At 48.3% G+C, this 13,164-nt stretch carries 11 protein-coding genes; 3 read left to right on the top strand and 8 right to left on the bottom strand.

The features are described from left to right. Positions 1-75 precede the first annotated feature (75 nt). Positions 76-1,416, bottom strand: coding sequence for an amino-acid N-acetyltransferase (gene argA, locus AR383_RS10705; RefSeq protein ID WP_055733124.1), 1,341 nt, complete (start codon positions 1,414-1,416; stop codon positions 76-78). 241 nt (positions 1,417-1,657) lie between these two features. Here argA and AR383_RS10700 point away from each other — a divergent pair, with 241 nt between their 5' ends. Next, on the top strand, positions 1,658-2,314 hold the full coding sequence (locus tag AR383_RS10700; protein WP_157051701.1) for a helix-turn-helix domain-containing protein: 657 nt from the start codon (positions 1,658-1,660) through the stop codon (positions 2,312-2,314). 321 nt (positions 2,315-2,635) lie between these two features. After that, a complete protein-coding gene (locus AR383_RS10695) occupies positions 2,636-3,460 on the top strand; it encodes an HDOD domain-containing protein (protein ID WP_055733122.1) in 825 nt (274 codons plus the stop codon). Between the two features lie 42 nt (positions 3,461-3,502). On the opposite strand, the gene AR383_RS10690 is transcribed toward AR383_RS10695, so the two are convergent. The 5 genes from AR383_RS10690 to AR383_RS10675 form a co-directional block, all read right to left on the bottom strand. After that, positions 3,503-6,649 carry an efflux RND transporter permease subunit gene (locus tag AR383_RS10690; protein ID WP_055733121.1) on the bottom strand — a complete coding sequence of 1,049 codons (3,147 nt, stop codon included), beginning with the start codon at positions 6,647-6,649 and terminating at the stop codon, positions 3,503-3,505. A gap of 45 nt (positions 6,650-6,694) precedes the next feature. Beyond that, positions 6,695-7,735, bottom strand: a complete 1,041-nt coding sequence (locus AR383_RS10685; protein WP_055733120.1) for an efflux RND transporter periplasmic adaptor subunit — start codon at positions 7,733-7,735, stop codon at positions 6,695-6,697. 5 nt (positions 7,736-7,740) lie between these two features. Continuing rightward, the gene (locus tag AR383_RS22445; RefSeq protein WP_257720917.1) at positions 7,741-7,872 is read right to left on the bottom strand and encodes a hypothetical protein; all 132 of its coding nucleotides are present in this window, start codon (positions 7,870-7,872) and stop codon (positions 7,741-7,743) included. Between the two features lie 14 nt (positions 7,873-7,886). Continuing rightward, entirely contained in the window at positions 7,887-9,293 is a 1,407-nt protein-coding gene (locus tag AR383_RS10680; protein WP_055733119.1) for an efflux transporter outer membrane subunit, read from the bottom strand. A gap of 102 nt (positions 9,294-9,395) precedes the next feature. After that, positions 9,396-10,112, bottom strand: a complete 717-nt coding sequence (locus AR383_RS10675) for a glutamine amidotransferase-related protein (protein WP_055733118.1) — start codon at positions 10,110-10,112, stop codon at positions 9,396-9,398. Positions 10,113-10,246: 134 nt separating this feature from the next. Here AR383_RS10675 and AR383_RS10670 point away from each other — a divergent pair, with 134 nt between their 5' ends. Next, positions 10,247-11,743 carry an aldehyde dehydrogenase gene (locus tag AR383_RS10670; RefSeq protein ID WP_055733117.1) on the top strand — a complete coding sequence of 499 codons (1,497 nt, stop codon included), beginning with the start codon at positions 10,247-10,249 and terminating at the stop codon, positions 11,741-11,743. Between the two features lie 4 nt (positions 11,744-11,747). Here AR383_RS10670 and AR383_RS10665 read toward each other — a convergent pair whose 3' ends face one another. Further along, positions 11,748-11,939, bottom strand: a complete 192-nt coding sequence (locus tag AR383_RS10665) for a hypothetical protein (RefSeq protein ID WP_055733116.1) — start codon at positions 11,937-11,939, stop codon at positions 11,748-11,750. A 110-nt stretch (positions 11,940-12,049) separates the two neighbouring features. Then, positions 12,050-12,970, bottom strand: coding sequence for an agmatinase (speB, locus tag AR383_RS10660; RefSeq protein WP_055733115.1), 921 nt, complete (start codon positions 12,968-12,970; stop codon positions 12,050-12,052). Positions 12,971-13,164: the final 194 nt, after the last annotated feature.

Raw genomic sequence — 13,164 nt, 5'->3', positions numbered from 1 at the left:
AAGCACTAGCTTAGCGTGCGCTTCCTTATTTTCTTATGTTTGTCGCTTTCCAGCTCCTTGTGAGCTGGTTTTTTTTTAAGCAATGTTGATAAAGAGGATCTTTGAGCGCCGCTGCAAGTTGTAAATTGCTTGTTTTTCGGTAGGTAGATCTTCGAAGTTGGCTAAGGCAAAACCACGCTCTCTAAACCAGTGAATACTTTTGGTGGTAAGCACAAACAGCTTACTTAAGCCCTGTTGTTTAGCACGTTTAATAATGGCCTGTAATAGTCTATCGCCACGGCTGGCTTGGCGATATTGAGGGTGGCTAACTAAGCAAGCCAACTCGCCCATGTTTTCTTTGTTAAAGGTATACAGGGCGGCACAGCCAATGATCATGCCGTCTCGTTCAACAATGGTGAAACGGTCGATTTCCATTTCTAGTAACTCACGCGAGCGGCGAACGAGTATGCCTTGCTCTTCTAAGGGGCGTATTAATTCGATAATGCCGTTAATATCATCTAAACGCGCTTCGCGGATCCGCTCGTAACTGTATTGTACCAGTTGGGTGCCGCTGCCATCGCGAGTATAAAGTTCTTTGAGTAAAGCGCCGTCTTGTTGATAGCTGACAAGGTGGCAGCGCTCAATGCCGCGGTCGCTACATTCAATGGCAGCTCGTAGATATCGCAGCGTATCTTTATCGGTATGTTTTAAAAATGCTTCCGAGGCCATTAACTGATGAGCCGTATCCGGCAGCAACTCACTCACTAAGTGGCCTGCGTCATCATGGATCCCTTGCTCTGGACAAAAATAGATAACCTTGTCGGCTTTTAGGGAAACGGCGATTTCAGTGGTGATGTCTTCCGAGCAGATATTAAATAGCTCGCCGGTCACTGATACGCCAAGAGGCGAGACCATAACAATCTCGCCATGCTCAAGCTGACGCTTAATACTTTGGTGGTTAATCCGACGTACTTTACCGGTATGTAGAAAATCGATACCGTCTTCCACACCTATTGGTTGAGCCACCACAAAATTACCGCGCACAACGTTAATATGGGCTTGATGCAGTGGAGAGTTAACTAAGCCCATAGACAGCTGAGCTTCGATATCCATTTGAATTTGGCCAACCGCCTGTTTGATGATGTTCAGGCTGCGCTCATCGGTAATGCGTTGTTCACCGGCGAAAAGACAACTGTGTTGATGGGCTGCAATCAGGCTGTCAATTTGTGGCCTGGCGCCACACACCAAGACGATTTTTACGCCTAGGGTTTTCAGCAAAGCAATATCTTGAATAATGTTGGTAAAGTTATCGCTGCTACTGGCCTCACCACTGAGCATGACTACGAAAGTTTTTCCTCGGTGGGCATTAATATAAGGGGCAGACTGGCGAAACCAAGTTACTAAATCTTCGGCCGAGCGGTCCAAGTTCGTCTCCATGAATAACTAATTACAAGTTTTGACTAACAAGTCAAATTGACTTTAATTGTTGCATAACTAGAGCCATTGTCGAGGGCTAAGTTTCCTTTCTTTACAAATCTTATACACAGATGTACGGCGATATAGTTGTGAAGTTGCAAAAGGTAGAGTATAAGCTGCTGTGTTATCACAATGATAGCAGTAATAAATATTGATTTTATCAGTTTATCTAATTGGAATTGATGAGCAACGAGGGTTATTTATGGAAAACTATGTCGTACCTGAGCATTTGGCTATGCGTAAACAACCCAGCCAAGCTCGCACCAGACGACTAGTTGAGCATATTCTAGATAGCACCCTATGTTTGATTCAAGAGCAAGGCATGGCTTCGGTCAATACCAACTTGATTGCTAAATATGCTGAAATCGATATTGCTTCCCTGTATCGCTTTTTCAAAAACAAAGAGGCGATTTTCTTTGCTTTGGCGCACCGTTGGTTTATTAAAGTCCAGCAGGTGGTAGTAGAGCAAGACTTCCAACAGCAAGTTGGCAATATTCTTCAATACAAAGACAGTGCCCAAATTAAATTGCGAGCCTTGCCCGAAACAGAGGTCATGTTGGTTAGCTTTCATGAGCTGTTTACCCATGATAAAGATTTTAAAGCACTGGAAAATTGGAACCGCAGCATCATAGTGTCAAGAATGAAACGTTCATTCATTGACAATGGTAGTCAATGGGACGACCAAGCGATAACCAGTGCTTGTGTTTACTTGTATGGCCTCACTAGAAATTTCATGGCGGGAACCATTGGCATGTCTGAAGACGAGCATCTGCGCCAATTTGCTTGGTTCCAGGTGAGCGCTAACCAGTTACGTGAATTGGTATTAAGTGGTGAAGTTCCAGCTCATTTTGTTGCATAAATGCAAGCTTAGGGCTAGGTAAGCCTCTGCTTAGTGATAAAGCCTATAATTTAATGTGCTGATTTGTAAGTTTATTTGCTTTTACCCTTGTTCATATAAGCTTACACTTTAAGGCCTCTAATATTTTATCTTTCCTGCCGTTTTGTGCGTTGTTTACTGTATTTTCGATGGCTATCAGGTCAAACTATTCTTAATATTTATTCGTCTCAAATCATCAATTCAAGCGCAGTTTATTGCTTAAGCTAAACTACCATTCAAGGCGATGATAAAGCGATAAGAGCCAATGTTTATGGTTCACTATCTTTTTCTAGGGAGTAAGTCATGGAACTGGAAGCCTTTTTCCAGCAGGTTAAAAAACTGCCAGTGATGCCGCAAATTATGCAGGAGTTGCTAACCAGCATTAATGACGAGAATGTCGACTTGCATCAACTGGGCAAGAAGCTATCAACTGACCAGTCGCTAGGCGCAAACGTATTGAAAATGGCTAACTCGGCTGCTTTTCGTGGTGTGAAGCAAATTGACTCGATTGAAGCAGCGGCTATTCGGCTTGGCTTAAAACGGGTGCGCTCGCTGGTGGTGGCCGCCGGTTTAAATGGCATGATGCCTAGCAAAAATTTTGACCAACAACAGTTCTGGGGACAGGCTATTCACGTGGCCTTATTGGCCCAAGCCTTGGCCAAGTGCAGTGACATAGAGCCCGATACGGCATTTACCTGCGGCATGTTGCATAACTTCGGTGAACTACTGATCGTTAGTGCCACGCCTGAAGAGGCCGGTCTAATTGAGCTGTGTTTAGAAAGTGGCGAGACTCGGGTTTCGGCGCAACGTCAAACACTGGGTTTAGATTATGCGCAAATTGGGGGAGAATTGGCTCGCCGTTGGAATTTTTCTCCGGTGATTACCGACGCCATTGAGCAGCAGCTTAACCCTATGGATTATGAAGAAGTATCCCGCCCTGCGGTGCTGATCCGCCTGGCCATTTTTGCTCACCATGCCTTAAATGCCAATTTGAGTGCCGAAATGGTGGCCAATAATTTGCCCGAGCCGCTATGTCAGCTGGCTGGGGTAGATAAAACCAAGGCGCAAAGTTACATCGAAGAGGCGATAGAGCAAGGCGAACAAATGGTAAGCCATAGCATGGTGTAATAGGCCAAGCTTTTGATATTAAAGGCCCCTAAGGGGCCTTTTTTATGGGCGAGTCGGCTTTTTAAAAGCAGCTAACCACCAGCGTTTAAAAGCGATCAAGGCTTGCTGAGCATCATTTAGTAGCAGGTAGTTTACTGGCACCACCAAGAGCGTAATCAGGGTGGCGAAGATGATGCCAAAGCCCAGCGAGATGGCCATTGGAATTAAAAATTGGGCTTGGGTACTCTTTTCAAAAATCAGCGGCATCAAACCGGCAAAGGTGGTGAGAGAGGTGAGAATTACCGCCCGAAAACGTGCCACCCCAGCACAGGCCACCGCCACCATAATGTCCACGCCCTTACGTCGTTGCCGGTTGATATAGTCCACTAGGACTAAGCTGTCATTTACCACCACCCCGGTAAGCGCCAGCATGCCCATCATACTCATAATGGTTAAAGGCATGCCCATGATCATGTGACCCAAGATGGCACCCACCACCCCAAAAGGAATAGTAGACATCACAACTATGGGTTGCCAGTAGGAGGCAAAGGGAATGGCTAATAGGGCATAAATCACGAACAGTACGAACAACAGGCCAACGCCTAGGCTGGCAAAGGATTCGCGTTGCTCTTTGGCTTCCCCTTCTAAGCTAAAACTCACCTGAGGAAAGGCCACCATGCGCTGCTGCAGCCATTGCTGTAAATCCGCTTTAATGACTTCAATATTGGCCTGCTGTTTGTTCACGTCGGCGCGAATATTTTGGGTGCGTAGGCGGTCAATACGAGTAATGGTGGCGGGGCTTTGCGAGGCTTGCACCGTAGCGACTTCACTGAAGGGTAATTCAGCGCCATCGGGAGTTCGAATTAACATATTGGTTAAATTGTATTGTGATTGGCGCTCACTAGCAGGATAGCGTACATACACCTTCACATCTTCGCGGCCGCGCTGAATGCGTTGCACTTGATAACCAAAAAAGGCGCTTCTTACCTGCTGGGCCAGGTCATTTAAAGTTAAGCCCAAAGCCTGGGCTTGAGGTTTAATATTGAGTTGCAGTTCAACTTTGCCGTCTGCCAAGCTGTCTTCAACGTCGAAAATGGCTGGATATTGCTGCAGCTTTTGCTTGGTTAAGTCTGCCAATTGCGCCATCGCGGCAAAATCGTTACTACTAAATTGAATGTCTAAAGGCGAGCCTCCGCGGCCCATTTCGGCGCGAAAGCTGAGGCTTTCAGTACCCGGTAAATTACCGATCAGCTGGCGCCATTCGCGTACTAATTCGGTACTGCTAATCTCTAAGCTGCGGGTTTCAGGTGGCTCAATTTCAAATACCACTCGGCCTTGGTTACTTTGACCACTGCCGCTACCGCCGCCGGAGCCACTGGTGGCTAGAATATTGAGAATGATACTGTCGCCAGTGTCTGGGTCTCGGTATTTTTGCTGCAGAGTAAGGGCTGCATCAAGAATCCGGTTTACATAGTTGTCGGTAATGCTGAATGCCGTGCCCGCTGGCATGACTAGGCTAGCACGGGCCGTCTCACTGGGTACTCTCGGGAAAAAGACAAAACGGATCCATCCCGAGGTGGCCAGAGACAGCACCACAATGAAAACTCCAACAGCGATGGCTGCGGTGGTAATGCGGTGGGCGAGTGCCTGTTTTAATGCCGGTTGGTAAAACTTTAAAATGGCACTTTCAAACCCATTGGCGAAGCTATTTTGCCAACGGGTGAAGCGTCCAGCTTGTTTGCTGGGCGGCTTAATGTGTTTTAAGTGGGCGGGCAAAATCAGTTTTGATTCCACCAAGGAGAACAACAATACCGGAATAACAATTAAGGGAATTTGCGCAAAAATTTCTCCGCGCACGCCGCCAATCATCATCAGCGGTAAAAATGCCGCAACCGTGGTTAATACCCCAAAGGTCACCGGCACCGCCACTTCTTGAGTGCCTTTAATCGCTGCGCTAAGCGGTTTCTCTCCAGCCTTTAGGTGGGTATAAATATTCTCACTGGTAACAATGGCATCGTCGACCAAGATCCCCAGCACCATGATGAAGGCAAACAGTGAGATAATATTAATCGTCACATCCACGGCCGGCATCACTAGCAAGCCACCCATGAAACTAATTGGTATGCCGATACACACCCATAGCGCTATGGCGGGGCGTAGGAATAGCGCCAGCAATAAGGCCACCAAAATGCTGCCCTGAATAGCACTGTTTTTTAGGGTATTTAGCCGCGCTTTGACAATTTTGGAGCTGTCACGCCAATAGTTTAAGCTGACACCTTGCGGCAAATAAGGCTGTTTATCTTGAATGAATTGTTTCACCGCATCGGAGATGTCGATGGCACTTTGGTCACCCACTCGATAAACCTCAATCATCACCGCGGGCTTTTTATTAAAGCGATTAATGATGGGGGTTTCTTCAAAACCATCGACGATATTGGCAATTTCAGACAGGCGGATCCGTGTGCCGTCGGCTCGGCTAATAATTAATAGATCAGCAAACTCATCACCTAAATAGGCCTGACCCTTGGTGCGCAATAAGATTTCACCGCCTTGGGTTTTCACCGAACCGGCTGATAAGTCTAGCGAGGCTTGGCGAATAATTTGCGCTACTTGGCTCAGCTCTAAACCGTATTCACGTAGCTTTTGCTCCGATATTTCGATGGATATTTCGTAGGGTGCCACCGAGTCCAGTTCTACTTGGCTTAGTTCCGGCAGTTGTAATAACTCATCGCGAACGCTTTCGGCCACCAAACGCAGTTCTTTTGCGGCTAGCTCGCCGGATACCGCAACGGTGATGGTTTCGCGTTTAAATTGACTGAGGCTTACCACCGGGCGTTCGGCGTCACTGGGAAAGGTATTAATGGCGTCGATGCGTGATTTGATGTCGCTCATCACATCACGAGTATCGTAGCGGGAGTTAATTTCGGCGCTGACTCGGGCTGCGCCTTCTTGCGATATTGAGGTGATTTGCTCGATGCCTTCGATATCGCTGATGGCTTCTTCGATGCGAATGGCTAAGCTTTCCTCGCTTTCCTCGGGGCTGGCACCGGGTAGGGCAATGCTGACATTCACCATGTCTAATTCAAATTCGGGAAATACCTCTAGCGGCAGGCGAAACTTGGCGGAATATAAACCAAGGCCAACTATCAGCACCATCAGTAAGTTAGCCGCCACATGGTTACGGGTAAACCAAGCAATTAAACCGTGCATTAGCTTACTCCTATTGGCGAGCAGAATAAGGCCAAGCTGAGTTGCTTACAGCTGCTCATTAGCTTGCTCCGTTGCTTCTGCTGGGGTGCCGCTAATCACTCGACCCAATGGAGTGGTGACCAGATATTGGCCGGCTTCAACACCACTATCGATGACGAAATTGTCGGCATCTTGCCAAACTATGTGAACGGTTTTACGTTGCAGTAAGCCGTCTTGCAAAATCACCACTTGCTGGTCGCTATAGAGGGCGCTGCGCGGAATAACAAACACTTGGCTAAGCTGTTTGCCTTGGATGTCGGCGCGAACAAATTGGCCTATTTTAAGCGCTGGTTTGGTTTCGTTGCTGGGGCCATAGGGGTCGTCTATTTGCGCCACTACATAGAGCTGGCGGCTGGCAGCATCCAGCGCAGCTTCACTGCGCACCAGCTTGGCTTGCCATTGATATTGCTCGCTACCGTAACTGCTAGTGAGCTCAACTAAAGGCGGCGGCTGACTGGCTTGGCTTTGGCGAAAGTTCTCTGGAATGGCAAGCACGGTTTGCTGCTGCAAGCTAATCGGTAGGCGTACTTCTAGGTAGTCGATGGCATAGCTACTGGCCAAGGTTTTACCGCTGCTCAAGTATTCGCCCAATTCCACTTGTTTGTCTAAAACTCGGCCGGCGTAGGGCGCGCGAATTACGCTGCGTTCTAAGTCTAGCTTGGCGCGGCTAAGCTTGGCTTTAGCCGAGTTCACCGCGGCTTGCTTGGCGGCCAGTTGCGGTTTGCGCAGGACTAAATCGTTAGGGGCTTGGCCCTTGCCCAAGCGCTCCCAATCGCGCAAGGCTTGCGTCACCTTGGCTTGTTCTTCGGCGAGCTCCAATTGGCTGGTTTGTAGTTCGGCTTCGGCAATGGTAATGGCATTTTGATAGTCGCGTGGATCAATTTTGACTAAGACTTCGCCCTTTTCAAAGAAGGCGCCTTCGCGAAAGTTTTCCGAAACATAGGTGATGGTGCCAGCAATCTGAGCAATTAGCTTGGTCTCGGTATGGGCTTGAATACTGCCATAGGAGCTGACACTGGCTTGGTAGTTTTGCAAACGCAGCGGCATCACTTCTACCGATAACTTAGCCAGTTGTTCGGGGGGCGAAGCTGCACTTCGGGCTTGTTATTGCTGATATAACGCGCCGCCAGTAGGGCGATAGCCAGTACTAATAGTGGAAGACTAAGTCGAATGAGTTTGGCCATGAGCAGCTGGTTCCCTAATCAAATAATGGCTCGGAGGCAAAGGCCTCGCGGCTAGTTTGAGCGTGTTGTAGGCCGCCACCTAGCGCCAAATAGAGCTCAATTCTATTTTGTAGTTGTGAGTTTAAGGCAGTAATGGCACTGCTTTGCGCGTCAAAGGCCCGCCGCTGTGATTCTAATACGGTGACGTATTCATTCAGACCAGCCAAATAGTTTTCAAAGGCCAGCCGCTCGGCCTGTTTGGAGTCTTCGGCGGCGCTGGCTAATAGTTCGGCGTTATGGCGTAAACTGGGCTCAAGTTGCAGTGCTTGTTCCACTTCGGCGAAGCTGGCGAGCACGGTATCCACATAATTCGCATTTAGGCTTTGCGCCTCGGCGTAGCGTTGCTGTTGAATGTTTTCCCGTCGCGCGGCATCGAAGAGCGGCGCGCCGATGCCGGCAAATACGGACCAAATTAAAGAATTACCATTCAACAGTTGATTGAGCTGATTACTTTGGCCTCCGCCACTGCCACTTAAAGAGAGGCTGGGGAAACGGTCGCGATAGGCGGCGTAAACCCGTAAATCGGCTGCCGCCAATTGGTATTGGGCAGCTTTTATGTCGTGGCGGCGTTGTAATAATTCTGAGGGTAGGCCAGCAGGCAAGGCGGCTAGTGGCGTATCCAATTGCCCTTGTACACTGATTTGTCCGCTGGGGTAACGTCCCAATAGCAGCTCAAGCTGTCGCTTGGCTTGGATGAGTTCGCTGCTGCGAGAGTTGAGTCGAGCCCTTGCCGCACTTAAATCGGCTCGTGCCAAATAGACATCGAGGGCGCTATTAATGCCACTTTGGTAGCTCTCTTCAATTATTTGTAGGTTGGCTTTCAGGTTTTTATAACGTTCGGCAATCAGCTGGCGCTGTTGCTCGGCAGCGATGACGTTATACCATTGCTGGGCGGTGTTGGCGGCGAGGCGGATTTGTGCCTGTTGCCATTGTTCAAAACTCACCTTGGCGTCCAGAATAGCCGCCTGCTGTTGGGCGTCGAGTTTGCCCAGCCAGTCTAATTCCCAACTAAACTCCAAGCCCACTCTAAACTGACTGCTGCTGGCGGCATCGTTGCCACTACGTTGGCCACTGAGAAAGGCGTTAATATTGGGCCAAGATTGGCTGTTTTGAATTTGAATTTGATAGAGTTGTTGGTCAAGCGCGAAGCCTTGTTGTTGCAACTGCGGGTTAGCGCTCAAGGCTTCTTTGATTAGCGCTTGTAGCTGAGCCGGAAGCGCCTGTTCAAAACCTTGATTGGCAAATTCACCTTGCTGATATTGGCTGCTCCAAGAATTAGCCGCTAGCTCGGTATCGAGGGTATGAGCGGGGGTGGAATTACGGCTACAAGCAGACAAGCCTACCAGTAACAAGGTTATCCAAGCCCAATCAGCCAAGCGCATTCCATATCCTACTGTTAATTTCCTAAGCGTATTATTTAACGTTGCTTGGCTTAATATGTCGAGTTTTTGCTTGGGCTTTTACTTTAATTTACAGTTACTTTGTTAGCGCTTCGTCGCTTGTTGGTAAAGCTGCAAAATCCATGAAAAGACTAAGCTGGCATCCACTGGATATTTTAAGCTAGCTTTGGCCAAAACGAACTGAGTCGGCGAAAGGATCATTTGCCGCTTATCAATCAGCGCCTCGCTATAACCCCGTTCAAACTCTGGATGGCCTTGAATGGCAAAAATATTACTGTCTATCTGAAACATAAAGTTGGGACAAAACTCACTACTGGCCAATAGCTCGGCTTGCTCGGGTAATTCGGTCACCTGATCTTGATGGCTCACGTAAATTTTCAGCTCGCTTAGCGGTTCATCGACTTTGGCCCAAGAAGGCGCCTTTATTAGCCGATTAGTGGCCACGCCCAAGCCCCAACCCTTGCTGGATTTTTCCACCTTTCCGCCCAGTGCGCGCGCAATGATCTGATGACCAAAACAAATGCCTGCCAAGGGGCGCTGCAATTGCTCGCATTGCTGGATCCAAGCCATTAATTGCAAAATCCACGGCTGCTGATCGTAGGCATTATGGCGGCTGCCGGTAATAAGAAAACCATCGAATTGATTGAGTTTAGGGAGTTCATTGTTTAGTACATTGAACACTTCGAATTCTAGGGTGGCATCTTGCAAGGCTAAATGATGAATAAACATGTCAGTATATTCACCATATTTTTCAGCTAGTTGCTGATCTACTTTGTCACAATTTAAGAGCGCGATTTGCATGATAACTTCCAAACGATAACAAGGCTTAAAACCATAAACTGTTAAATAAATTGTATCAAGTGTGGATTAATAAATTATATTTGTGTAGCGTTGTTAATTATTACATAACAGATCATAGCTCATCCGGAGGGAACATGGTTCAGCACGATTTACAATATTGGCAGGATAAAGCGGCAGATTTAAGCTTTCCTTGTAAAGCATTTATCAATGGTGAATTTGTTGATGCTCAGTCGGGTAATACCTTCGACAGCATTAACCCAGCGACAGGGCAGTTGCTGGCGAGCGTAGCAGAATGTGATAGTGCCGACGTAGAACTCGCCGTTAGCGCGGCTCGTAAAGCTTTTACTAGTGGAGTTTGGTCCAACAAAGCGCCAGCTGAGCGTAAAGCGATTTTGCAGAACTTTGCCGCAGTTATTGAACAGCATCAAGAGCAATTGGCCCTGTTGGAAAGCTTAGACATGGGTAAGCCCATCGGCGATGCGATGTCTTATGATGCGCCCGCCACTGCGCGTTGTATTGCGTGGAATGCCGAAGCGATTGATAAAATTTACGACGAAGTGGCGCCAGTCACCAGCGAAGCCTTGGCTTTAGTGACTCGCGAAGCTCTAGGTGTGGTAGCGGCCATTGTGCCATGGAACTTCCCTCTAGTGATGACCAGTTGGAAGATTGGTCCGGCCTTGGCCACCGGTAACTCGGTCATTTTAAAGCCATCTGAGAAATCCCCGTTAACCGCCCTGTATTTGGCTAAATTGGCCAAACTGGCGGGTATTCCCGATGGCGTATTTAATGTGCTTCCGGGCTACGGCCATACCGCTGGGCAAGCCTTAGCGCTGCACATGGACGTAGACTGTATTACCTTCACTGGCTCTACTGCAGTAGGTAAAAAATTGGTGGAATTTTCTGGTCAATCAAACTTAAAGCGTGCCTTCATGGAATGTGGTGGTAAAAGCCCCAACTTGGTTTGCGCCGATGTGGCCGACTTAGATAAGGCTGCCGCAACCGCAGTGGCGGCGATTTTCTATAATCAGGGCGAAGTGTGTACTGCTGGCTCACGGTTAATTGTGCATCGCAGCATTCACCGCCAACTGCTAGACAAGATGTTAGCACTGGTTGAGCAATGGCAACCGGGTAATCCGCTTGATCCGAATACCAGCATGGGTGCCATGGTAGATGAAATGCAAATGCAACGGGTATTAGGCTTTATTGAAGGGGCTAAAGCGCAAGGCGCTAAGCTGGTGTGTGGTGGTGAGCAGGTGCTCAGCGAAACCGGTGGTTACTACATTCAACCGACTATTTTTGATGATGTGGATGCCAGCTTGGACATCGTTAAGCAGGAAATCTTTGGCCCTGTATTAGTGGTGCAAGTCTTTGACGAACTAGAGCAGGGCATTGCGCTGGCCAATGATACCGAATACGGCTTAGCCGCCGGGGTATGGACCGCCGACATCAATACAGCGGTGAAAACTTCTCGCGCACTACGTGCCGGTACGGTATTTGTAAATAACTGGGATGGTGGTGATATGACCATGCCCTTTGGTGGCTTTAAACAGTCGGGTAATGGTCGTGACAAGTCATTGCACGCTCTAGAGAAGTACACCGAGCTTAAATCCACTTGGATTGACTTAAGCTAAGCACCTACTTGGCGGGTGGTTTTGATTCGGGCTGTTCGATGAAGTGTTCAAGAATGAACTGTTGATCGAGCGGATTTAAGTCGAAACGAAAAGCCACCTCGTTCAAGGAGCGAGCATCATGACAGTGGTGCTCGCCGATATACTTCACCGCCCGGATTAAATCGGTGCCCTTGGGCAGTAAACTACAATCACTCATGCGCCCCCCTATGCTGCGATTGACCAGCTATACAAGCCTAGTGAATCCACTCACTACTTAAGTATAGTGGCTCCGTAAGCGCTGCGCCGAGGCGGGTCTTGAATTTGCTGTTAGCCCTTGTTGACAGCCAGCAGATGTAGCATTTCTAAACCAATGGTGGCCGCTGCCAGCGCGGTGATATCGCTTTGATCGTAGCTAGGTGAAACTTCCACCACATCCATACCAACAATATTTAAACCCACTAAGCCGCGTAAAATTTGTAATACTCGGTTGCTGCTTAAGCCACCAGCCACGGGGGTTCCGGTGCCCGGTGCATAGGCCGGGTCTAGGCAGTCAATATCAAAGCTGAGGTAGACCGGTAAGTCAGATAGTTGCTGACGAATTTGGCTTATCACCTGCTCAATGCTGAGGTTATTGGCTTGGTCGGCATTAATCACCGTGAAGGGGTGACCTTCACGGGTATAGTCGGTGCGAATACCTACCTGTACCGAATGGTTTGGGTCAATTAAGCCTTCTTTGGGGGCGTGGTAAAACATGGTGCCATGGTCATAACGGCTGCCTGCACTGTAGGTGTCGGTATGCGCGTCAAAATGCAATAGTGCCATTTTACCATGATGCTTAGCATGAGCGCGTAGCAAGGGCAGGGTGACAAAGTGGTCACCACCAAAGCTAAGCATGGTTTTGCCTGCCGAAAGTAAGCTATCGGCATAAGCTTCTAAACGCTCGGTAAATTGCTGCTGTTCGCCACAGTCAAATACCAAATCACCGGCATCCACCAGTTTCAGACGCTCTAATAATTTAAAGTCCCAAGGCCAGCGCTTTTCTTCCCAAGCCAGGTTTACCGAGGCACGGCGCACTGCATCTGGGCCTAAGCGGGCACCAGAGCGCCCGGTGGTAGCCAAATCAAAGGGTAATCCGGTAATCACCACATCGGCATCGGAGCTTTGCGGCTGGTGATTAAGTGCTTGTCGTAAAAAGGTATTAGCGTTGGAATAGAGTGAATGATCAGGATGTGAGGCAAGCGTGCTCATTAAGGCGTCCTTGTTACAAAATATTGAACAATTTATAGCTTATTGCCCAGCTCTTGACTACTAGTGTTTTATATTTCGCGGCAAAATATTTTTTACCCTTACGCCTTTGCAATAAAGTCGCTAAACACTAGACACTCAAGGGCGCTCTTCCTACACTGAGTAAAGCTTTCTTTGGTTTAATAACATGGACGTTA

It is taken from the genome of Agarivorans gilvus (assembly GCF_001420915.1).
Lineage (GTDB): Bacteria > Pseudomonadota > Gammaproteobacteria > Enterobacterales > Celerinatantimonadaceae > Agarivorans > Agarivorans gilvus.
This window is presented reverse-complemented; position numbering and strand designations above follow the sequence as displayed.

Excerpts from the sequence above, each read along its gene's own strand:
- AR383_RS10670 (WP_055733117.1), top strand. The coding sequence starts at position 10,247 with ATGGTTCAGCACGATTTACAATATTGGCAGGATAAAGCGGCAGATTTA.
- AR383_RS10695 (WP_055733122.1), top strand. The coding sequence starts at position 2,636 with ATGGAACTGGAAGCCTTTTTCCAGCAGGTTAAAAAACTGCCAGTGATG.
- AR383_RS10690 (WP_055733121.1), bottom strand. The coding sequence starts at position 6,649 with ATGCACGGTTTAATTGCTTGGTTTACCCGTAACCATGTGGCGGCTAAC.
- argA (WP_055733124.1), bottom strand. The coding sequence starts at position 1,416 with ATGGAGACGAACTTGGACCGCTCGGCCGAAGATTTAGTAACTTGGTTT.
- AR383_RS10700 (WP_157051701.1), top strand. The coding sequence starts at position 1,658 with ATGGAAAACTATGTCGTACCTGAGCATTTGGCTATGCGTAAACAACCC.
- AR383_RS10680 (WP_055733119.1), bottom strand. The coding sequence starts at position 9,293 with ATGCGCTTGGCTGATTGGGCTTGGATAACCTTGTTACTGGTAGGCTTG.
- AR383_RS10685 (WP_055733120.1), bottom strand. The coding sequence starts at position 7,735 with ATGCCGCTGCGTTTGCAAAACTACCAAGCCAGTGTCAGCTCCTATGGC.
- AR383_RS10665 (WP_055733116.1), bottom strand. The coding sequence starts at position 11,939 with ATGAGTGATTGTAGTTTACTGCCCAAGGGCACCGATTTAATCCGGGCG.
- AR383_RS10675 (WP_055733118.1), bottom strand. The coding sequence starts at position 10,112 with ATGCAAATCGCGCTCTTAAATTGTGACAAAGTAGATCAGCAACTAGCT.
- speB (WP_055733115.1), bottom strand. The coding sequence starts at position 12,970 with ATGAGCACGCTTGCCTCACATCCTGATCATTCACTCTATTCCAACGCT.
- AR383_RS22445 (WP_257720917.1), bottom strand. The coding sequence starts at position 7,872 with ATGGCCAAACTCATTCGACTTAGTCTTCCACTATTAGTACTGGCTATC.